Origin of the sequence: Shewanella chilikensis, from assembly GCF_037953065.1 — a bacterium.
GTDB lineage: Bacteria > Pseudomonadota > Gammaproteobacteria > Enterobacterales > Shewanellaceae > Shewanella > Shewanella chilikensis.
This window is the reverse complement of sequence record NZ_CP149966.1, coordinates 1,354,921-1,375,209: the sequence shown is the minus strand read 5'-3', so window position 1 is coordinate 1,375,209 and position 20,289 is coordinate 1,354,921. Positions and strand designations below refer to the sequence as shown.

At 52.9% G+C, this 20,289-nt stretch carries 20 protein-coding genes; 7 read left to right on the top strand and 13 right to left on the bottom strand.

Annotated features, from left to right (window positions below):
* The first annotated feature begins 255 nt into the window (after positions 1-255).
* Positions 256-936: a hypothetical protein gene (locus tag WKR14_RS06325; protein ID WP_224868399.1), complete on the top strand. Its 681-nt coding sequence runs from the start codon at positions 256-258 to the stop codon at positions 934-936.
* 13 nt (positions 937-949) lie between these two features.
* Positions 950-1,267 carry a hypothetical protein gene (locus tag WKR14_RS06320; RefSeq protein WP_224868401.1) on the top strand — a complete coding sequence of 106 codons (318 nt, stop codon included), beginning with the start codon at positions 950-952 and terminating at the stop codon, positions 1,265-1,267.
* A 283-nt stretch (positions 1,268-1,550) separates the two neighbouring features.
* On the opposite strand, the gene WKR14_RS06315 is transcribed toward WKR14_RS06320, so the two are convergent.
* The 11 genes from WKR14_RS06315 to glyA all read right to left on the bottom strand — a co-directional run bounded on the left by WKR14_RS06315 (position 1,551) and on the right by glyA (position 11,417).
* Positions 1,551-2,345 carry a slipin family protein gene (locus WKR14_RS06315; protein ID WP_039034261.1) on the bottom strand — a complete coding sequence of 265 codons (795 nt, stop codon included), beginning with the start codon at positions 2,343-2,345 and terminating at the stop codon, positions 1,551-1,553.
* Between the two features lies 1 nt (position 2,346).
* Positions 2,347-3,792, bottom strand: a complete 1,446-nt coding sequence (locus WKR14_RS06310) for a nodulation protein NfeD (protein WP_339087526.1) — start codon at positions 3,790-3,792, stop codon at positions 2,347-2,349.
* 242 nt (positions 3,793-4,034) lie between these two features.
* Positions 4,035-4,529 (bottom strand): phosphatidylglycerophosphatase A, encoded by a 495-nt coding sequence (locus WKR14_RS06305; protein WP_101053585.1) that lies wholly within the window; start codon positions 4,527-4,529, stop codon positions 4,035-4,037.
* The gene (gene thiL / locus WKR14_RS06300) at positions 4,530-5,486 is read right to left on the bottom strand and encodes a thiamine-phosphate kinase (protein WP_224867436.1); all 957 of its coding nucleotides are present in this window, start codon (positions 5,484-5,486) and stop codon (positions 4,530-4,532) included. It lies immediately after the preceding gene.
* A gap of 88 nt (positions 5,487-5,574) precedes the next feature.
* Positions 5,575-5,982, bottom strand: coding sequence for a transcription antitermination factor NusB (gene nusB, locus WKR14_RS06295; RefSeq protein ID WP_101053583.1), 408 nt, complete (start codon positions 5,980-5,982; stop codon positions 5,575-5,577).
* A 13-nt stretch (positions 5,983-5,995) separates the two neighbouring features.
* Positions 5,996-6,472 (bottom strand): 6,7-dimethyl-8-ribityllumazine synthase, encoded by a 477-nt coding sequence (gene ribE / locus WKR14_RS06290; protein WP_025009431.1) that lies wholly within the window; start codon positions 6,470-6,472, stop codon positions 5,996-5,998.
* A gap of 119 nt (positions 6,473-6,591) precedes the next feature.
* Positions 6,592-7,698 (bottom strand): bifunctional 3,4-dihydroxy-2-butanone-4-phosphate synthase/GTP cyclohydrolase II, encoded by a 1,107-nt coding sequence (ribBA, locus tag WKR14_RS06285; protein ID WP_339087525.1) that lies wholly within the window; start codon positions 7,696-7,698, stop codon positions 6,592-6,594.
* An 81-nt stretch (positions 7,699-7,779) separates the two neighbouring features.
* Positions 7,780-8,436, bottom strand: coding sequence for a riboflavin synthase (locus WKR14_RS06280; RefSeq protein WP_339087524.1), 657 nt, complete (start codon positions 8,434-8,436; stop codon positions 7,780-7,782).
* Positions 8,437-9,561, bottom strand: a complete 1,125-nt coding sequence (gene ribD, locus WKR14_RS06275) for a bifunctional diaminohydroxyphosphoribosylaminopyrimidine deaminase/5-amino-6-(5-phosphoribosylamino)uracil reductase RibD (RefSeq protein ID WP_339087523.1) — start codon at positions 9,559-9,561, stop codon at positions 8,437-8,439.
* 40 nt (positions 9,562-9,601) lie between these two features.
* Entirely contained in the window at positions 9,602-10,054 is a 453-nt protein-coding gene (gene nrdR, locus WKR14_RS06270; protein ID WP_025009434.1) for a transcriptional regulator NrdR, read from the bottom strand.
* Between the two features lie 109 nt (positions 10,055-10,163).
* A complete protein-coding gene (gene glyA / locus WKR14_RS06265; RefSeq protein ID WP_025009435.1) occupies positions 10,164-11,417 on the bottom strand; it encodes a serine hydroxymethyltransferase in 1,254 nt (417 codons plus the stop codon).
* Positions 11,418-11,645: 228 nt separating this feature from the next.
* Here glyA and ettA point away from each other — a divergent pair, with 228 nt between their 5' ends.
* The 3 genes from ettA to WKR14_RS06250 all read left to right on the top strand — a co-directional run bounded on the left by ettA (position 11,646) and on the right by WKR14_RS06250 (position 17,782).
* Positions 11,646-13,313 carry an energy-dependent translational throttle protein EttA gene (gene ettA, locus WKR14_RS06260; RefSeq protein WP_025887609.1) on the top strand — a complete coding sequence of 556 codons (1,668 nt, stop codon included), beginning with the start codon at positions 11,646-11,648 and terminating at the stop codon, positions 13,311-13,313.
* Between the two features lie 252 nt (positions 13,314-13,565).
* The gene (locus tag WKR14_RS06255) at positions 13,566-14,663 is read left to right on the top strand and encodes an efflux RND transporter periplasmic adaptor subunit (protein ID WP_101053575.1); all 1,098 of its coding nucleotides are present in this window, start codon (positions 13,566-13,568) and stop codon (positions 14,661-14,663) included.
* The gene (locus WKR14_RS06250; protein ID WP_101053574.1) at positions 14,663-17,782 is read left to right on the top strand and encodes a multidrug efflux RND transporter permease subunit; all 3,120 of its coding nucleotides are present in this window, start codon (positions 14,663-14,665) and stop codon (positions 17,780-17,782) included. Before WKR14_RS06255 ends, WKR14_RS06250 begins: the two co-directional genes overlap by 1 nt.
* An 83-nt stretch (positions 17,783-17,865) precedes the next feature.
* Here the strand turns inward: WKR14_RS06250 and WKR14_RS06245 are convergent, their stop codons facing one another.
* Both WKR14_RS06245 and WKR14_RS06240 read right to left on the bottom strand, forming a co-directional pair.
* The gene (locus WKR14_RS06245; protein WP_101053572.1) at positions 17,866-18,219 is read right to left on the bottom strand and encodes a DUF1428 domain-containing protein; all 354 of its coding nucleotides are present in this window, start codon (positions 18,217-18,219) and stop codon (positions 17,866-17,868) included.
* 209 nt (positions 18,220-18,428) lie between these two features.
* Positions 18,429-18,854 (bottom strand): OsmC family protein, encoded by a 426-nt coding sequence (locus WKR14_RS06240; protein ID WP_101053570.1) that lies wholly within the window; start codon positions 18,852-18,854, stop codon positions 18,429-18,431.
* A 189-nt stretch (positions 18,855-19,043) separates the two neighbouring features.
* On the opposite strand from WKR14_RS06240, the gene WKR14_RS06235 reads away from it, so the two are divergent.
* Entirely contained in the window at positions 19,044-19,790 is a 747-nt protein-coding gene (locus tag WKR14_RS06235) for a substrate-binding periplasmic protein (RefSeq protein WP_101053568.1), read from the top strand.
* Between the two features lie 62 nt (positions 19,791-19,852).
* Entirely contained in the window at positions 19,853-20,287 is a 435-nt protein-coding gene (locus WKR14_RS06230; RefSeq protein WP_101053566.1) for a thioesterase family protein, read from the top strand.
* The last annotated feature ends 2 nt before the right edge of the window (positions 20,288-20,289 follow it).

The window sequence follows — 20,289 nt, the reverse complement described above, 5'->3', positions numbered from 1 at the left end:
AACGTTATTTTTTTTCAACATCAAGTACGGCTTATTATCCAACTTATGTATCTAGAACCAACCACCTTGTTGAAATTAGTGAAAAAAATCAGGTCAATGGAATAGCTTGATGGTTATCAACAATGAATCCATAGGACTCCCAATACATAATGAAACAAAAAAATATTAAAATCTATTAATGAAAAACTCTTCTCATCTATAGAATCAAGCACAAGAGCGGAAATCAACAAGCTACCAACATTCAGGTATAGGGAGTTGAAACATGTAACTTTAAATGGGCCATTAGAAACAAAAATAATGACACAGCCTGATGGAATAATAACAGCAACTGTTAAAGGATTTACAATATCGACTGAGATAAAAATTGACATATCTGGACTGACATTATACGCAAAAATCAAAACATCCGAGTTAAATCTTTCAGCAGATTATAACCCTATTAATGGTCAAGTCTATAACATTAGAGACAATGGAAACCTTAGAGTCCATGTAGATATTGACGGGAATGGAATATTCAACAAGTTAGCAGCAAAGGTAACAAAATCATTGCTAAAGGTTTTTAAGCCTAATTTTTTCCAACAAGAATTGAACTCCATCTTAAGCAGCATTCACAACCACAAATATTATGTAGCTGGAATTGAAAGCGTTATACCTGATAACACTTGGATTATTAATGGTATGGACTTAGGCTTTGAAATAAAAAACACAATAAAAGGAATACATCCTGAAAAGTATATATCAATAGCAATATCTGAAAAAAACCATAGATATTACACTGGTTGGAATTACAGAGAATACTACATGAACAAAGTTGATTTTGATATATCAGGAAACTATAAAATATCTTACGAAAACCAAGCGGTTTATGATACAGGACGTTGGATAAACCCATGCGCAAGACCAGGTGGCGCAAGCCATGGATGTTATGAACCATAAAATTGAGGTTACTATGAAAAATTTAACCATGATCCTCTTAATCAGTTTGATGTTATCTGGCTGTACATCATTGAACGAAGTTAAATTTGATTCTACCCCCACATCAAACTATATAGGAAAGGATATCAAAATAACCACTACCTCAGATGAAATAATTGAGTTTAAAGTCGAGAGCACAACTGATTCGACGTTATCCGGAGAAGGGAAGTCTGTAAAAATGGATAATATCAAGAAGATAGAGATAAAAGAGTTTAGCGTGATTAAATCAATTTCATTATCTAGTGGCCTATATATACTAGGTGCAGCAATTATAGCCGTTATAGTATTGTGAACTTAGAGCCTAAGGAAGATACAAGCAAGTCCCATGTGTGATCTGCTTTGTGTTTAATTATGGGATTGTTAGTATGCAGCATGAGAGTTACCTCTTTTGTTTTGATTGAAGCTTTGACTCCTTTATCAAAACGGGTAACTCTCACCTTTTCAAGATAATGTGTCAGATCAAGTCGCGACTAAAACAACTTAGGCCGGAGGCCTGTTATTGAGCTATCCCCAAACGCTCAAACTAACAATATATTAACCCCTTGTAAATAGGCGAAATTTCAAACAGTTTCAGGCTAATTTTTGGATTTTTCATTTAAATTGCTAAATGCACCATTTAATTTGCTCAGTAACTCAAGCGGCAGCGGAAACAGGATGGTCGAATTGTTTTCTGCCGCCACTTCCGTCAGGGTATGCAGATAGCGCAGCATGATGGCATTGGGTTCTTTCCCCAGCGTCTGCGCCGCTTCCACCAGTTTTTCCGAGGCTTCCATCTCCCCCAGAGCATGGATCACCTTGGCCCGCCGCTCCCGCTCCGCCTCGGCCTGACGGGCGATGGCGCGGATCATACTTTCATTGAGATCCACGTGCTTGATCTCCACATTGGCTACCTTGATGCCCCAGGCATCTGTGTGGGAGTCGAGGATCCTTTGAATATCGGCATTGAGCATCTCCCTGTTGGCCAACATCTCGTCCAGCTCATGCTGACCGAGCACGGATCTCAGGGTGGTCTGTGCCAACTGACTGGTGGCGGCGAGGAAGTTCTCCACATTGATAATCGCCTTTTGCGGATCGACTACCCGAAAATAGAGCACGGCATTAACCCGCACCGAGACATTATCACGGCTGATCACATCCTGGGAGGGCACATCCATCACTATGGTTCGAAGATCCACCCGCACCATCTGCTGCACCACAGGGATCAGTATGATAAGCCCAGGCCCCTTGACCCGGTAAAAACGCCCGAGAAAGAAAATCACCCCACGTTCATACTCCCTGAGGATGCGGAACATGCTGATAAGCAAGGCCGCAAACAGCACCAATAACACCCCAAAGGAAATATTTAAACTACCGCTGATAGCTTCGCCCATGTCAGTCTCCTCTGCGTTGATTTTCAGTCGGCTCGATATCAGCGCTTTTCACCTCGGCCAGCTTGAGTACCAGCCCCTTAAGGCCCAAAACCCGCACCCGTTGCCCTGGGCTCAAGGCCTGTTCGCTGTCACCTTGCCAATCTTCCCCCATAAAATGCACCCGGCCACGCCCGGGAAAACCCTCTATCACCCTGGCATATTCTCCTACCATCCCCTCGGCGCCGGCCACTCCGGACAATTTGCGGGTCTTGAACACAAAGCTGATTAACAGCAGGAAAAACAGCAGGCTCACGACACTAACCAGAGCTATCACAGGCCAGGCGATACGAAAGGCTTCCACTTCACTGTCCACCAAAAATACCGACCCCAGCACGAAAGCGACCAGGCCACCGAATCCTAAAATTCCAAAGCTTGGTAGCATGGCCTCGGCGAGCAGCAAAATAATTCCCAAAAGCAATAAACCGCCACCGGCATAGCTGATAGGGAGCAGTTGGAAGGCATACAAGGCCAACAGCAAACAGATCCCTCCTATTACCCCGGGCAACATGGCGCCAGGACTGTAAAACTCCAGCAGCAAACCGTAGATCCCCAATAACATCAGGATGTAAGCGATATTGGGGTTGGTGAGCAGATTGATGAATCGGGCACGCCAATCCGGGCTGCGATCCAGCACTATGGCGTTTTCGGTATTGAGTATCCGAGCACCACCAGGCATGGCTACCGACTTGCCATCAAGTATGGTCAAGAGTTGCTGCGGCGTATCGGCGATATAGTCGATAACATTGGCCTCCAGCGCTTCCGAGGCCGTCAGGGTTGCCGCGTCACGTACCGCCTTCTCGGCCCACTCGACATTACGCTGACGCAATTCAGCCAGCGCCCGAATATAAGCAATGGCATCATTAAGCTGCTTGCGCTCAAGTTTTTGACTATTGCTATCGCCCACAGGTTTTTCGGTTTCATTCTCTGACGGCTTGGGCTGTTGCGGCTCATTTCCCATGGGGCCCAGTTGCACAGGAGTCGCCGCACCAAGGCTGGTGGCCGTTGCCATAGCGGCGATATGACAGGCATACAGCATGTAAGTCCCGGCGCTGGCTGCACGAGCTCCGGATGGATAGACCAGGCAGGCAACCGGCACCCTGGAACCGAGAATCGCTTGATTGATATCCCGTAGACTGGACACCAGACCTCCAGGGGTATCCAGAGTGATCAACACCAACTGGCTGTTTGGCGTATCCGATGCGCTCTCTATACCCCGGATCAAATAGTCGCTGACACCGGGACCTATAGCCCCTTTGACACTGAGCAGGGTAATGGTCGGCGCTACGGCCGGTGAGTAAGATTCTGGCCGGACGTGGTCTGCACCTAAGCCAGGCAAGATCCACAACAGAGCCAAGAGTCCTACACAGCCGCAGCGCCGGAACAAGGCGTTGGCCAGCCAACCTATCATACTGCCCCCATGAGGGTTCCCTTAGCTTAAGGATAGTCGGCTTTGGGGATTAGGCATAAAGCACTCAAATAACGGGCTTAACCCAAGCCGGTAAATATGAGTAGAAGGGGATAACAGGGGGAAAGGCACCGAATCGATGGCGTCAGTTATTTTCTGGAGTAACGGGCTAGCTTGCTTCAAAGCTAGAGAGCAAGCGCTGGGAACCCACTCTCAAGGCTTATACATTTCGGCTCAAGGCTGTTTCAGCCTATCGCCCAGACAATCGCCTGCAGTGACAACATTGAGAAGATACCGGCCAGGATATCATCGGCCATGATGCCAAGGCCGCCATGCACCTTGGCATCCAGCACCCGAATGGGCCAGGGTTTGAAGATATCGAAAACGCGGAATAACACAAAGCCCAGCAGCAACCAGAGCCCTCCGGCGGGCGCTGCAATCATGGTGATCAGTAACCCCGCCACTTCGTCCCAAACGATAGCGCCGTGGTCATGCACCCCCATATCTTTGGAAGTCTTGTCGCATAGATAGATGCCGCCGATACAGGCCAGCAGTGTCACGGCAAGATACACACCCAAACTAAACTGAGACAGCAATAGATACACTGGCACAGCTGCCAAGGTTCCAAAAGTCCCCGGCGCCTTGGCCGCGAGGCCGGAGCCAAAACCAAGTGCCAGAAAGTGCACCGGATTCTTGAGGCTGACCCTTGCGAGCGCCTCGTCATGAGCAAACCACTTCATTTAAAAATGCTCAAATCCTGTCTGTTGCGGCTCGAATACCTCACCATGATATTGCAGCCTGAGTTGATTACCGGCGAGTATCTGGCCGACTTGATAGAACTTGACTCCGGCATGGCCCAAGGCGGTTTCCAGCGCACCGCGCTGCGCTTCCGGCACAGTGAACAGCAGTTCATAATCTTCACCGCCACAAAGGGCGTAGTCGAGCGCCGTCTCCAAACTCACAGTATCTTTCATCGCCTGGGACAGCGGCAGCTTATCCACTTCGATAACCGCACCGACAGCCGATGCCTTGAGGATATGCTTGATATCCGACAACAAGCCATCAGAGAGATCTATAGCGCTAGATGCCAAGCCTCTCAGCGACTGACCGGCCAGTACTCTGGGGCTGGGATGATAGTGACGGTTGACCAGGTATTCCTTGTGTTCCGCCCTCGCCTTCAATTCACCGCGGATGATATCCAGCCCAAGGGCAGAATCCCCCAGGGAACCTGTGACATAAATCCAGTCACCGGCGCGGGCGCCGCTACGAATGAGTGCTTTGCCTTCCGGCACCTGGCCATGAACCGTGATATTGATGGCCTTAGGACCGCGAGTGGTATCGCCTCCAACCAGAGAAATACCATAGTAATCAGCCGCTTCAAATAAACCTGCACTAAATTGCTCCAGCCAGGTTTCATCGACACTAGGCATGGTCAACGCCAAGGTCATCCATGCGGGCTCGGCCCCCATGGCGGCAAGATCGGACAGGTTGACCGCCAAGGCTTTGTAACCCAGCGCCTGAGCCGGCATATCCGGCAAAAAGTGGACATTTTCCACCAGGGTATCGCAGGAGATGGCAATGGATTTGTGTTCGGCGGGTTGTACCAGGGCACAATCATCACCTATGCCCAGGCGGACATCTTTGCGCGCTTGGCCGCGGCCGTGAAAATAGCGCTCGATAAGTTGAAATTCTTTCACTGTTGACTTGGCCACAGGTTCGCAGCCTCCCGGTTTTCCAATGAAAAAACGGTATCTGACGATACCGTTTGTCTAATTTCTTTCTGGTTCAGCGACGAGCTACCAGCTTGTCCAATATGCCATTGACAAACTTGTGGCTGTCCTCAGCGCCGAACGCCTTGGCCAACTCGATAGCCTCGTTGATCACCACTTTGTATGGCGTATCCTTGCGGAAAGTCAGCTCGTAAGCCGCCAAACGCAAAATGGCCTTCTCCACGGGATCCACCTCCTCTATGGGACGTTGATCCAGATGGGGGGCAATTAACTCGTCCAGTTGAGCCTTTTTGGTTGTCGCTCCGGTGAACAGTTCACGGAAGTAGGCGACATCCACGCCGTCTATGTTTTGCTCGGTCAGAAACTCGTGCTCCACATCGGCAATATTGTTCCCGCTCAGTTGCCATGAATAGATGGCTTGAACCGCTAAACGGCGGGCTCTGCGGCGCTCTGAAGGCTTCATGCTTTTTCCTGTATTACAGCTGTTGCTCAAGTTGTTGCAGCACGTTCACCATTTCCAGCAGACCCAGGGCAGCTTCGCCGCCTTTGTTGCCAGCCTTGGTGCCGGAACGCTCAATGGCCTGTTCGATAGTGTCTGTAGTCAATACCCCGAAAGATACCGGGATATCGAATTCCAGACCCACTTGAGCCAGACCCTTGTTGCATTCACCTGCAACGAAATCAAAGTGTGGTGTACCACCACGGATCACTGCCCCCAGGGCGATGATACCGTCGAACTTGCCACTGGCGGCAACACGACGGGCGGCCAAAGGCAGCTCGAAAGCACCAGGTACGCGTACCACAGTGATGTTGTCTTCACTTACCTGACCGAAACGCTTAAGAGTGTCTACGGCACCCTCCAGCAGACTTTCAACCACAAAGCTGTTGAAACGGGATACAACGATCGCGACTTTGGCGTTTTTTGCTTCGATATTACCTTGAACTATGTTCATTATCTTACCTAACTTGGCTAAAGCACCCGGCCGGGGGCAAAAAGTGGCGCTATGATAGCACGCAATTTACCCCTCCGCCCTATGCAATTATTCGGAAATGGTTAATTAATTCTGTCGGCTCATTCGCCGGGAATATACTCAGTGACTTCCAGACCAAAGCCCCCCAAAGAGTGATAACGCTTGGGCGAGCTGAGCAGGCGCATTTTGTTGACACCAAGCGTCGCCAGAATCTGTGAGCCTACCCCAACCCTTTGGGAGGTTCCCTGCCATTTGGCGGTCACCGGCACTTCGCCCTTGTCTTCGGCTTCAAATGCCTTGAGCTTGGCGATAATGCTCTCGTTAGGCTCCTGGTTACCCAGCAGCAACAGCACGCCACCATCGGCGGCAATCCTCGCCATGGCTTGCTCAAGCGGCCAGCTGCGCACTTCATCACGCTCAGAGAACAGCAGGTCATTAATGGTGTTTTGCAGGTGTACCCGCACCAGAATATTGTCGACAATCTCGCCCTTGACCATGGCAAAGTGCAGTTGATTGTCTATGGTGTCGCGGAAGGTGTGCAGCTCAAACTCGCCGAAACGGGTAGGCAGCTTGCACTTGGCCTCACGTACCACTGTGGTTTCTGTGTTATTACGGTAGTTGATCAGATCGGCAATGGTGCCCATCTTAACGCCGTGCTCCTTGGCGAACACTTCCAGATCCGGACGGCGCGCCATGGTGCCATCCTCATTGAGGATCTCCACGATCACAGCCGAAGGTTCCAAACCGGCCAAACGCGCCAGATCGCAACCGGCTTCGGTATGACCGGCGCGCACCAGCACCCCGCCATCCTGTGCCATCAAAGGGAAAATATGCCCGGGCTGAACTATGTCGGACGGCTTGGCATTTTTAGCCACAGCCGCCTGCACTGTCACGGCGCGGTCATGGGCGCTAATACCTGTGGTAACCCCTTCAGCGGCCTCAATGGAGACGGTGAAGTTGGTCGAAAACTGGGCGTTGTTATTGCTGACCATCAGCGGCAGATTCAGCTGCTGGCAGCGAGCCTTGGTCATGGTTTGGCAGATAAGACCACGGCCGAAGCGAGCCATGAAGTTGATCGCTTCCGGGGTAACTTTCTCCGCCGCCATGATGAGGTCGCCCTCATTTTCCCTGTCCTCATCGTCCATCAGGATAACCATTTTGCCCTGACGAATATCCTCGATGATCTCTTCGATACTGTGTAGCGCCATTGTAAGACCTTTATCTCTTGTTCTGTGTAATCAATGAATTCTAACCTGTTAGCGCGCGATAACCAGTGTGCTTGCGCACATCTAGCGCATGAAACCGGCCTTGGCGAGCATAGCAAGAGTCACGCCTTCGCTGGGCAGCCCTTCCTCTTCGTGCTGCATCAGACGTTCAAGATAGCGGGCTATCTGATCCACCTCCAGATTCACCTGAACTCCGGGACGTAGATCAAGCAAAGTAGTTTCGCTGGCGGTGTGCGGCACTATGGTGAGACGGAAATTGCGGCCATCCACTTCGTTGACCGTAAGGCTGACGCCATCGACGGTAATGGAGCCTTTATGGGCAATGTAACGGGCAAGCTCAGCAGGCGCCTCAAGCCAAAACTCCAGCGCCTTGCCCCTTGGGGTCACGCTGATGACCCGCGCCATACCATCCACATGGCCACTGACCAGATGCCCGCCCAAGCGGGTGTTTGGCGTGACCGCCTTTTCCAGGTTGACTTTGGTGCCGACACTGTAGCGGTCAAAGCCGGTGAGGCTAACGGTTTCAGCCGAAATATCGGCCACATAACCATCCGCCAGGCGTTCAACCACGGTCAGACACACGCCGTTGGTGGCAATGCTGTCACCCAATTGGACATCGCCAAGATCCAGCTTGCCGCTGGCCACAGTCAGACGAATATCATCACCACGGCGCTCCAGGGCTCGTATTGTACCGACAGCTTCAATTATTCCGGTAAACATTCAATCACCTATCTTGAGAGTAAGCCGGGTATCATTGCCAAGCTTACGTTGATCTGTTACCCGTATCGCCGGGGTATCGGCTATCTGCTGATAGTTTGGCAAGGCCAGCAGGTTTCGGCCAGCGGCGCCAAGCAGTTTCGGGGCTTGGTAGAGCAACAGCTCATCGGCCAACCCGGCACTAATAAAGGCGCCGCAAAGCGTTGCCCCGGCCTCGACCAACACCGCATTGCAGCTCTGGTTCAGGTGTTGCAGCAGCGCCGCGATATCGACTCTGTTGTCTTCACCGGCCAACACCAAAGTGGTGACATAAGGCGGCAAAGCGGCTAGGAACTCATCCTCGTAGGGGCGGCAGCTGACCAAGAGCACTGGGCTGACAATCTTCAATAACCTGGCATCGAGCGGCATACGGCAGTTGCTGTCGAGTATCACTCGCAGCGGTTGAATGAGTTCCTGCTCACTCAGGGTTTCACCCAGGCTGCCAAGCTCAGCGTGCCGGACATTCAAGGAAGGGTCATCGGCCAATACAGTTTCAATGCCGGTGAGCAGAGCGCAGCTGCGGGCCCTGAGCCTTTGCACGTCGCGGCGCGCCTCGGGGCCGGTTATCCACTTGGACTCGCCGTTGGCCAACGCCGTCTTGCCATCGAGACTCGCCGCCAGCTTGAGAGTGACCCAGGGGCGATTTCGCTCCATCCGCGATAAAAAGCCTGGATTCAACGCTCTGGCCTGTTCGGCCAAGAGACCGCTCTGCACCTGAACCCCGGCTGCCTGCAGCATGCCGATACCTCGGCCGGCCACCTGAGGGTTGGGATCTGTCATTGCCACCACCACCCGCTTGAGGCCATGTTTAATTAAGGCTTCGGCACAGGGCGGCGTGCGACCATAGTGACTGCAGGGTTCGAGGGTGACATAGGCAGTAGCGCCGCGGGCCTTGTCAGCGGCCATTTTCAGGGCATGTACTTCGGCATGGGGCTCACCGGCACGCTGATGCCAGCCTTCGCCGACAATCTTGCCATCGGCATCTATGATAACGCAGCCGACATTGGGGTTGGGACGGGTTGTATAACGGCCACGGCGAGCCAGCATTATGGCGCGGCTCATCATGGCGATATCAGTATTGGACCACATGGGGGTTTCCGTTACTTAACAGTTGGCTGTGACTGACAGCCTATTTTTTCTCCAGCTTGGCAATCGCTTCACCAAACTCTGACACATCTTCAAAGGCACGATACACGGAGGCAAAGCGAATATAGGCCACCTTATCCAGCTCGATAAGATGATCCATCATCAGGTTGCCGATCATTTCCGAAGTCACTTCCCGCTCGCCTGTGGCTCTGAGGGTGGACTTGATCTTGCTGATCGCCTCTTCAATCTTATCCATGGAAACCGGACGTTTCTCGGCGGCGCGCAGCATACCGCCGCGCAGCTTGTCCTCATCGAACGGTTGCCTGCTGCCATCGCGCTTGATCACTCTGGGCATGACGAGCTCGGCACCTTCAAAGGTGGTAAAGCGTTCATGACACAGAGTACATTCCCGGCGACGGCGCACCTGATGACCGTCTGCCACCAGCCTGGAATCTATCACCTTGGTATCCGTCGCACTGCAAAATGGACAATGCATTATGCCTCCTGGTGCTCAGTTGCCGGCAGCGGCTGCTGCTAAATGGCAGAAACAAAAATGGCCGCTGAATTCAGCGGCCATCGAAGTTTATCCTATTCCCTTGAAAAGGTTAACCGTAAACAGGGAAGCGAGCGCACAGTTCCAGCACCTGGCCCTTCACGCGCTCGATAACGGCGTCATCGTGAGCATTGTCGAGCACATCACAGATCCAGCCGGTCAGTTCACGGGCTTCGGCTTCCTTGAAACCGCGGCGAGTGATGGCCGGAGTACCGATACGCACCCCGGAGGTCACAAAGGGTGAGCGGGGGTCGTTAGGCACTGAGTTCTTGTTGACTGTGATGTTGGCACGGCCCAGAGCGGCGTCGGCTTCTTTACCGGTCAGCTCACGGCCAATCAGGTCCACCAGCATCAGATGGTTGCTGGTACCGCCGGAAACTATCTTGTAACCGCGCTCGAGGAACACCTCAACCATGGCCTTGGCGTTATTGACCACCTGCTGCTGATAGGTCTTGAATTCCGGCTCCAGTGCTTCTTTGAAGGCCACGGCTTTACCGGCGATAACGTGCATCAGAGGACCACCCTGACCGCCCGGGAATACCGCGGAATTCAGCTTCTTGTACAGATCTTCATCGTCAGCAGCCGACAGAATCACACCACCGCGGGGACCGGCCAGTGTCTTGTGAGTGGTCGAAGTCACCACGTGGGCGTGCGGCACAGGGTTAGGATAAACACCGGCAGCGATAAGACCGGCCACGTGTGCCATATCGACAAACAGGTAAGCGCCAATCTTGTCGGCGATTTCACGCAGCTTGGCCCAGTCAACTATGCCTGAGTAGGCCGAGAAGCCGCCGATGATCATCTTGGGCTTGTGTTCCAGCGCCAGCGTTTCGAGTTCGCTGTAGTCAATCTTGCCGGACTCATCGATACCGTAAGGGATGATGTTGTACAGCTTGCCGGAAAAGTTAACCGGAGAGCCGTGGGTCAGGTGACCACCGTGAGCCAGGTTCATCCCCAGTACGGTATCGCCGGGTTGCAGCAACGCCATATAAACCGCGCTGTTGGCCTGTGAACCTGAGTGTGGCTGAACGTTGGCGTAAGTAGCGCCAAACAGCTGCTTGGCACGCTCAATTGCCAGAGTCTCCACCACATCGACATACTCACAACCACCGTAGTAACGCTTGCCGGGATAACCTTCGGCATACTTGTTGGTCAGTTGTGAGCCCTGGGCTTCCATGACTCTGGGACTGGTGTAGTTTTCGGAGGCGATCAGCTCAATGTGCTCTTCCTGACGACGGGTTTCATCCTCAATCGCCTTGAACAGCTCAGGATCATAGTCGGCAATGTTCATACTTTTCTTCAGCATCTGTCACTCCAGCTGGCAAATCTTATTGGTAGGGTTGCGCGGTATTCTACTCTGAGTGTGACAAATATCCCAGTCGCAGGATGATGAAAATCCTTGTGTCAGCAGATGACTATGTTTCATTTGCTGAACAATGGTGCCGCTATCCGGCCGCATCTGGCAGGAGCCCTGGCAAATTGGTAAACTGCCGCCAGTTTAGGAAAACTCAGTTCAGGACAACAGAGAAACAATATGGCTCAGTTTGTATACAGCATGCTGAGGGTCGGCAAAATAGTGCCGCCCAAAAAGCAGATCCTCAAAGATATTTCATTGAGTTTCTTCCCCGGCGCCAAAATTGGTGTCCTGGGTCTCAACGGCTCGGGTAAATCCACCCTGTTGAAAATCATGGCAGGTCTGGACACCGAAATTGAAGGTGAAGCCCGTCCCATGCCGGGACTCAAGATAGGTTACCTGCCCCAGGAGCCCCAGCTTGATCCCAACAAGACAGTACGGGAAACCATAGAAGAAGCCGTCAGCGAAGCCAAAAACGCCCTCAAGCGTCTGGATGAAGTCTATGCGGCCTATGCCGAGCCGGATGCCGACTTCGACGCCCTGGCCAAGGAGCAAGGCGAGCTGGAAGCCATCATTCAAGCGCAGGATGCCCATAATCTGGACAACATTCTCGAGCGCGCCGCCAACGCCCTGCGTCTGCCGGAATGGGACGCCAAGGTGGAGGTGCTCTCCGGGGGTGAACGTCGCCGGGTGGCCATCTGTCGTCTGCTGCTGGAAAAGCCGGAGATGCTGCTGCTGGACGAACCGACCAACCACCTGGATGCCGAATCCGTTGCCTGGCTGGAGCACTTCCTGCAGGAATACTCAGGCACTGTAGTCGCCATTACCCACGACCGTTACTTCCTCGACAATGCCGCCGGCTGGATCCTGGAACTGGACCGGGGTGAAGGTATCCCATGGCAGGGCAACTACTCCTCCTGGCTGGAGCAGAAAGATGCCCGTCTGAAGCAGGAAGCCGCCAGCGAAAGCGCCCGCCAGAAGACGATCGCCAAGGAATTGGAGTGGGTGCGTCAGGGTGCCAAGGGACGTCAGTCCAAGGGCAAGGCCCGTATGGCCCGCTTCGAAGAGCTGAACAGCTCAGATTATCAGCGCCGCAACGAGACCAATGAGCTGTTTATTCCGCCCGGTCCTCGTCTGGGTGACAAGGTGATTGAGGTGCGTAATCTCACCAAGAGCTATGGTGACCGCATTCTGATAGACAACTTAAGCTTCAGTGTTCCCAAGGGCGCCATCGTCGGTATTATCGGTGCCAACGGTGCCGGTAAGTCGACCCTGTTCAGAATGCTCAGTGGCGCCGAACAACCGGACAGCGGTGAAATCGAGATAGGTGATACGGTACAAATCGCCTCTGTGGAACAGTTCCGTGACTCGATGAACGACAAGAACACGGTTTGGGAAGAGATTTCCGGCGGTCAGGACATAATGCGGATCAACAATCTGGAGATCCCGAGCCGCGCCTATGTCGGTCGCTTCAACTTCCGTGGTGGCGATCAGCAGAAGATCATCGGCTCACTTTCCGGTGGTGAACGTAACCGGGTGCATCTGGCCAAGCTGCTGCAAGCCGGCGGCAACGTGTTGCTGCTCGACGAACCGACCAACGATCTGGACGTGGAAACTCTGCGGGCACTGGAAGAAGCGCTGTTGGAATTCCCGGGCTGCGCCATGGTGATCTCGCACGACCGTTGGTTCCTCGACCGTATCTGTACTCACATCCTCGACTACCGTGACGAGGGTCAGGTTAACTTCTACGAAGGTAACTACACAGAATACTCGGCCTGGCTGAAAAACCAATTCGGTGCCGATGTGATTGAGCCGCACAGACTCAAGTACAAGCGGATGACCAAGTAGGGCCTCAAGGGCAATACCCACAGTCATACATAAAAAAACGGAGGTAGCTGCCTCCGTTTTTTATTCCCTGAACATCACGTCATTCAAATAGCATAGGCCAGAGGCGGTTACGTAAATCGATTTTCCAGTCACATTTTCGTACTGGAATTTGCGCTTTTTTACACTCATTTACCAGCTTTATGCATAAGGCTAACGTAAAATAGGTGCCCTCAAGATCCGCAATGGACCTCTACCGGAATCAGATAAGACACCATGAAGAAAAGCTACATAGGACTAGTGGTCCTTGGCCTTTGTGTGGCCACCTATCTCCTATTGACGCCAACGGCAGAAAATACCGTCAAAAAGCCCGGCTCAGGCATGGGGATGGGGATGGGCAAAGCCGCCGTTCCCGTAATTACCGCCACAGTCACAGAGCAATCCCTGGCGCAATCCCTGACTCTGATAGGCAAGCTGGAAGCAGAACGCTCGGTCACCATAGCGCCTCAAGTCGCCGGCAAGATAGACGCTATCGCAGTGCGCTCCAATCAAGAGGTGAAGGCAGGTGAACTCTTGCTGGTTTTGGAAGAATCCAAGGCCAAGGCGGCAGTGATGGAAGCCGAATCTTATCTGGCCGATGAGCGGCGTAAGTTGGGCGAATATGAAAAACTGATCGGCCGCAACGCCATTACCCAGACAGAAATTGATGCCCAACGCGCCAGCGTCAGTATCGCCGAAGCCAGGCTGGCCTCGGCCAGGGCCGAACTATCCTACCATCATCTGCGGGCTCCCTTTTCCGGTACAGTGGGCCTGGTGGATTTCAGCAAGGGTAAGCTGGTGAGCCAAGGAACCGAACTCTTGAGTCTCGATGATCTGAGCTTGTTGCGGCTCGATCTGCAGGTGCCCGAGTCTTATCTGTCGCAACTGAGTGTCGGCATGCAGGTACAAGGCAGCAGCAGTGCCTGGAACGGCCAACTATTTCAGGGCAAGGTGGTTGCCATAGATCCCAGAGTCAACCCGGATACACTCAATGTCAGGGTAAGGGTAGAGTTCAACAACCCAAACAAACACTTGAGGCCTGGCATGATGTTGTCGGCCACCCTGACCTTCCCACCACTGCATCAGGCGGTAGTGCCGGTGCAGGCGTTGGAGTATTCCGGCACCAAGCGTTATGTCTATCGCATCGATGAAAGCAGCATAGCCCACCGCACCGAAGTGCATCTGGGCGCCCGGGTCGACAATCTGGTGCTGATCACAGATGGCGTCAGCCAAGGGGATCGCATTGTTGTTCAGGGGCTGGTGAATATTCGTGATGGCGCCAGTGTCAAGCCCTTGACCGCCGAAGCAGTACAGCAGACCGGGGAGCTTCACTGATGTTGTTATCCGATGTATCGGTCAAACGGCCAATCAGTGCCATAGTGCTGAGCCTGCTTTTGTGTGTCTTTGGTCTGGTGTCTTTCAGCAAGCTGTCGGTGCGGGAAATGCCGGATGTGGAGAGCCCGGTCGTCACTGTGATGACCACCTATGAAGGGGCCAGCGCCTCTATCATGGAGAGTCAGGTCACCAAAAACCTTGAGGATGAGCTGACAGGCATCAGCGGTATCGATGAAATCACCTCGGTGAGCCGCAACGGCATGTCGCGGATCACTGTGACCTTCAAATTGGGCTGGAATCTCACCGAAGGGGTGAGCGATGTCCGTGATGCGGTGGCCAGGGCGCAGCGCAGGCTGCCGGAAGAGGCCAACGACCCGGTAGTCTCCAAAGACAACGGCTCGGGCGAGCCCTCCATCTATGTCAACTTGAGCTCCAGCGAGATGGATCGTACCCAGCTCACTGACTATTCCCGCCGGGTACTGGAAGATAAGTTCAACCTGATCACAGGGGTCAGCTCGGTGGATATCTCAGGTGGTCTCTACAAGGTGATGTATGTGCGCCTCAAGCCTGAGCAGATGGCCGGTCGCAATGTCACTGTGCAGGATATCCTTACAGCCCTCAAGGCGGAGAATATGGAATCCCCCGGCGGCGAGCTGCGTAACGACACCACTGTGATGACAGTGCGCACCGCCCGCCTCTATCTGAGCCCTGAGCAATTCGACTATCTGCAGGTCAGCAGCGCAAACGGCTCGCCGGTTTATCTCAAGGATGTGGCCGAGGTGTTTGTCGGCGCCGAGAATGAAAACTCCACTTTCAAGAGCAATGGCATAGTCAACCTCAGCCTGGGGATAGTGCCGCAATCGGATGCCAATCCGCTGGATGTCGCCAAAGATGTTTACAAGCAGGTGGACGCACTGCAAAAGTTTCTGCCGGCCGGTACCCAGCTATATGTGGACTACGACTCGACCGTGTTTATCGATCAGGCCATAGACGAGGTGTATTACACCCTCTATATCACGGCGGCGCTGGTACTGCTGGTACTGTATATTTTTATCGGCCAGCTGCGGGCAACGCTTATTCCTGCTGTGACTGTGCCGGTATCGCTGATCTCGGCCTTTATGGCCGCCTACTTCTTGGGCTTTTCCATCAACCTGCTGACCCTGATGGCACTGATCCTGGCCATAGGCCTGGTGGTGGATGACGCCATTGTGGTGGTAGAGAATATCTTTCACCACATAGAGCGCGGGGAAGATCCGCTGCTGGCCGCCTACAAGGGCACCCGCGAAGTGGGCTTTGCCGTTATTGCCACCACGGCGGTATTGGTGATGGTATTTCTGCCCATCTCCTTTATGGAAGGCATGGTCGGCTTGCTGTTCACCGAGTTTTCCGTGCTGCTGGCGGTGTCTGTACTGTTCTCATCCCTGGTCGCGCTAACACTGACACCTGTGCTCAGCAGCCAGTTGCTCAAGGCCAATGTCAAACCCAACGCCTTCAACCGCGCCTTGAATCGATTCTTTGCCGCGCTCGAGCTTAAGTATCGCGCCATGGTGGCCATTGCCATACGTCACAAGGTTGCGGCGCCCCTGGTGATCCTCGCCTGTATCGGCGGCAGCGCCTTGCTGGTAAACCATATTCCTGCACAGCTGGCGCCGCAGGAAGACCGCGGAGTGATCTTCGCCTTTATCAAGGGCGCCGAAGGCACCAGCTATAACCGCATGACAGCCAACATGGATATAGTACAGGATAGGCTGATGCCGCTGCTGGGCCAGGGCGTGCTCAAGTCCTTCAGTGTGCAGGCGCCGGCCTTTGGTGGCCGCGCCGGTGATCAAACAGGTTTTGTGATCATGCAGCTCGAGGATTGGGAGGACAGGGATATCAACGCCGATCAGGCGCTGGTGATGATAGCCCAAGTATTGAAAGATATTCCCGATGTGATGGTGCGTCCCATGTTACCCGGCTTCCGTGGCCGCTCCAGTGAGCCGGTGCAGTTTGTTATCGGCGGATCCGACTATAAAGAGCTGTTCAAATGGGCACAGCTGCTGCAACAGGAGGCCAACAGCAGTGGCCTGATGCGCGGCGCCGATCTGGATTATGCCGAAACCACCCCTGAGCTTCTGGTCACGGTTGACCGACAAAGGGCGGCAGAGCTTGGTGTCAGTGTTGCCGATGTTTCGGAAACCCTGGAGGTGATGCTCGGCGGCCGCAAGCAAACCACTTATGTGGACAGGGGTGAAGAGTATGATGTCTACGTGCGCGGGGATGAAAAACAGTTCAGCAGCATGAGCGACCTCAGCCAGATCTATATGCGGACCACCAAGGGCGAGCTGGTTACCCTCGACAGCCTGGCGCATATCGAAGAAGTGGCCTCGCCGCAGCGACTGAGCCATACCAATAAACAAAAATCCATCACCATCAAGGCTAACCTCATGGATGGCGCCACTCTGGGGGAAGCACTGGATTTCCTCGACGCCAAGGCGATTGAATCCCTGCCCGGTGATATCAGTATCAGCTACACAGGTGAGTCGAAAGACTTCAAGGAAAACCAGAGCAGCATGCTGCTGGTATTCGGTTTGGCCCTCTTGGTGGTTTATCTGGTGCTGGCGGCTCAGTTCGAAAGCTTTATCAACCCACTGGTGGTGATGTTGACCGTCCCTATGGGGGTTTTCGGCGGCTTCCTTGGTCTGTGGCTGACACAACAAGGACTCAACCTCTACAGCCAGATAGGGATGATCATGTTGATAGGCATGGTAACCAAGAACGGGATTCTGATCGTCGAATTTGCCAACCAACTGCGAGACAAGGGGCTGGCCTTCGAACAGGCGGTTATCGATGCCTCAGCGCGGCGTTTGCGGCCTATCCTGATGACCTCCTTCACCGCGATTGTCGGCGCGATTCCGCTTATCTTCTCCACTGGTGCCGGCTCTGAGAGCCGTATTGCCGTGGGTACTGTGGTGTTCTTCGGTATGGCGTTTGCGACCTTTGTCACCCTGTTGGTGATCCCGGCCATGTATCGACTCTTGTCCTATAACACCAAGTCGCCCGGCCATGTCAAAGACAGGCTCAATGCCGCTATCGCCCGGCAGCAGGCGCAGATAAACATAGGCTCAGGTTCAGATTGATTCTGTCTGGGTCAATAAGGAGCCTCAATAAAACAAGGGATGCCAAGCGGCATCCCTTGTTTTATTGAGGAGTCAAAGAAAAGCTATTCCTTGAACAGCATCTCAAAGCCGCCCCAGATCATTCTCTTGCCATCGAACGGCATATCGCCGAGAGTCTCGGGAACGGAAGGATCTGTCATGATAAACTGCATGCCTTTATCACGCGTGGCCTTGTCCGGCCAAAGGATCCAGGAAACCACCACAGTCTCGTCGTCTTGGCGCTTTACCGCCATAGGCATGGAAGTAAGCTTACCTTCCGGGACATCATCCCCCCAGCATTCTACCAGCTCCAAAGCGCCCTGAGACTTGAACAGACCCGCCGCCCGGCGTGCATGCTCAAGATATTGCTGTTTCTTGGCGCTGGGAACCGGAGCGACCACCACATCGATATAACTCATTTTCGCCTCCTTTGCTCTGTTATCCCTGAACTTGCATCTTCCCTTGCAAGTGTAGGAGGCGAAACGGCATTTTGCCGTCTGAGTCAGTGGTTATCTGTCAGCCTGCCAGTATTCACAGCAGCAAGCCTGGATCAGCGCTTTATTTTATTTAGCCCGGGTTTGGCCAGGATTGGCTGTGCTCAAGCCAAGCGCATTTGAAGCTTCAGGCCTCAGATACTTTGATGCTCTACTCTTGAGGCACTCAGCAGGTTGTCATGCACGGGACAACGATGGCAGACAGTATCGAGAAACTGCTGCTTCTGCTCTGCCGTCAAGTCGGCATCGATATCGGCATCCAAGGTGATACGGCGAAATCCGACAGGATCCTCGCTGACTTTCCCCAGCAAACCGTCGGAATTCATCTCGCCACGCACCTTGATATTCATCCCCCGGAGATCGATTTTCTGCTCTCTGGCCACCATTCTGGCAATGGCAGAAATACAGCCCCCCAGAGAAAACAGGAAAGTCTCCAGCGGATTGGCCCCTTCGTTACCGGCCGTCGGTTGGTCAATGACCAAGGTATGCTCACGCACCTGTGCTGTCACTTTCCAGCCTTTACCCATTTTGGTTTCAAGTTCAATAATCTTTTCTGGCATGGTACTACCTCATCCATTAGAAAAATTTTAATGAGATTAATCTAATGATTATTGTAATGCAAACCCGTATAACGTAACTGTCGCCAAGCTCACAACTCAAAAACTTGTCTCGCTGAGACTATCGAAAAGACTAAGACTCAGGTACTATTTTTAGTCTTTATAACCGGGCCGCTCAACCAAAGGACGAGAATGAGATCTGGAATAATAGCTGTATTAATTTGTTTTCTTTGCATATTACCTACCAAGTCAACCAGGGCAACCCCTCAGAATAAAGTCTTACTCGCCGCCGAAGACAGTTGGCCCCCTTTCGCCGACAGAACCGGGCAAGGCTTATCTCACCAACTGATCGCCGCGGCTTTTTCTATTGAACATATCCAAGTGGAAAGCTTGGTAGTACCCTACTCCAGAGCCTTGATGATGGCCCGAAAGGGCCAGGTTCAAGGAGTGTTCAATGTCACTCGTGAGCGCAGTACTGAGGCGGGTTTTCTGTTTGGTGAAGAGCCACTGTTTATTGCCAATGCCTCCTTCTACTACAACAAAAACCGGCCACTGAGTGCCCAAAACAAATGGCAACTTCCGAGGGGGAGTGTCGTAGGGGTTATCAAAGGTTATGAATATGGCGATGAATTCGCCAAACTAAGCAAACAGTTGCAGCTGGTTCAGGTCGCCAGTCAGGAACAACTGCTCAATCTCCTGCTGCTCAACCGTATAGATGCCGCCATTATGTTCGACAAGGTGGCCGAAGGCGTTATCAAACGTATGGGAGTGAAGGAGGAGATTCTGCCGGCATTTCCCAACCATCAGAGCCGAATATTCCTGGCATTCTCACTGCAGGACGCCGACTCACCGGCTTTGGCCAAGGCATTGGATAAAGGGTTGCGACAGATGAAACAAAGCGGTCAATATCAGCAAATAATCAACAATGGTCGCTTCTGAGTGCTCATCTTTCGCTATCACAGTGTTAAACTGCCGGGCACGAATCTACCACAGGTATCCGCATGCAACTCAGCTTCAGCCCTTGGTTCCATTTTCAATTGCAGATCTACTACGAAGACACAGATTTTTCCGGCGTGGTGTATCACCCCAATTTTCTGAAGTACTTCGAGCGCGCCCGTGAACAGGTCATAGGGGCCAACGAACTCAAACGCCTGTGGCATTCGGATGGAATAGGTTTTGCGGTCTACCGCTCCGAGCTTACCTGTCAGGAAGGGGTCGAATTTGCCGATATCCTGGATGTCCGTACCCGCTTTGCCTTCGAAAGCAAATACCGCACCGTGTGGGAACAGGAGATCTGGCGTGAAAACGCTGTCAGGGCTGCGGTCAACGGCAGGGTGGAAATGGTATGCATGAATAGTCAGCGTCAGCTTTGTCCCATGCCTGCGACACTACTCGAACAGTTGGCTGCTCAACTACAGCAGATTGAGTTCCCTTGAGT

What these genes read in the sequence shown, in the direction of transcription:
- WKR14_RS06320 (WP_224868401.1), top strand. Translation starts at nt 950, where the DNA reads ATGAAAAATTTAACCATGATCCTCTTAATCAGTTTGATGTTATCTGGC.
- WKR14_RS06315 (WP_039034261.1), bottom strand. Translation starts at nt 2,345, where the DNA reads ATGGGCGAAGCTATCAGCGGTAGTTTAAATATTTCCTTTGGGGTGTTA.
- WKR14_RS06310 (WP_339087526.1), bottom strand. Translation starts at nt 3,792, where the DNA reads ATGATAGGTTGGCTGGCCAACGCCTTGTTCCGGCGCTGCGGCTGTGTA.
- WKR14_RS06305 (WP_101053585.1), bottom strand. Translation starts at nt 4,529, where the DNA reads ATGAAGTGGTTTGCTCATGACGAGGCGCTCGCAAGGGTCAGCCTCAAG.
- nusB (WP_101053583.1), bottom strand. Translation starts at nt 5,982, where the DNA reads ATGAAGCCTTCAGAGCGCCGCAGAGCCCGCCGTTTAGCGGTTCAAGCC.
- ribE (WP_025009431.1), bottom strand. Translation starts at nt 6,472, where the DNA reads ATGAACATAGTTCAAGGTAATATCGAAGCAAAAAACGCCAAAGTCGCG.
- ribBA (WP_339087525.1), bottom strand. Translation starts at nt 7,698, where the DNA reads ATGGCGCTACACAGTATCGAAGAGATCATCGAGGATATTCGTCAGGGC.
- WKR14_RS06280 (WP_339087524.1), bottom strand. Translation starts at nt 8,436, where the DNA reads ATGTTTACCGGAATAATTGAAGCTGTCGGTACAATACGAGCCCTGGAG.
- ribD (WP_339087523.1), bottom strand. Translation starts at nt 9,561, where the DNA reads ATGTGGTCCAATACTGATATCGCCATGATGAGCCGCGCCATAATGCTG.
- nrdR (WP_025009434.1), bottom strand. Translation starts at nt 10,054, where the DNA reads ATGCATTGTCCATTTTGCAGTGCGACGGATACCAAGGTGATAGATTCC.
- glyA (WP_025009435.1), bottom strand. Translation starts at nt 11,417, where the DNA reads ATGCTGAAGAAAAGTATGAACATTGCCGACTATGATCCTGAGCTGTTC.
- ettA (WP_025887609.1), top strand. Translation starts at nt 11,646, where the DNA reads ATGGCTCAGTTTGTATACAGCATGCTGAGGGTCGGCAAAATAGTGCCG.
- WKR14_RS06255 (WP_101053575.1), top strand. Translation starts at nt 13,566, where the DNA reads ATGAAGAAAAGCTACATAGGACTAGTGGTCCTTGGCCTTTGTGTGGCC.
- WKR14_RS06250 (WP_101053574.1), top strand. Translation starts at nt 14,663, where the DNA reads ATGTTGTTATCCGATGTATCGGTCAAACGGCCAATCAGTGCCATAGTG.
- WKR14_RS06245 (WP_101053572.1), bottom strand. Translation starts at nt 18,219, where the DNA reads ATGAGTTATATCGATGTGGTGGTCGCTCCGGTTCCCAGCGCCAAGAAA.
- WKR14_RS06240 (WP_101053570.1), bottom strand. Translation starts at nt 18,854, where the DNA reads ATGCCAGAAAAGATTATTGAACTTGAAACCAAAATGGGTAAAGGCTGG.
- WKR14_RS06235 (WP_101053568.1), top strand. Translation starts at nt 19,044, where the DNA reads ATGAGATCTGGAATAATAGCTGTATTAATTTGTTTTCTTTGCATATTA.
- WKR14_RS06230 (WP_101053566.1), top strand. Translation starts at nt 19,853, where the DNA reads ATGCAACTCAGCTTCAGCCCTTGGTTCCATTTTCAATTGCAGATCTAC.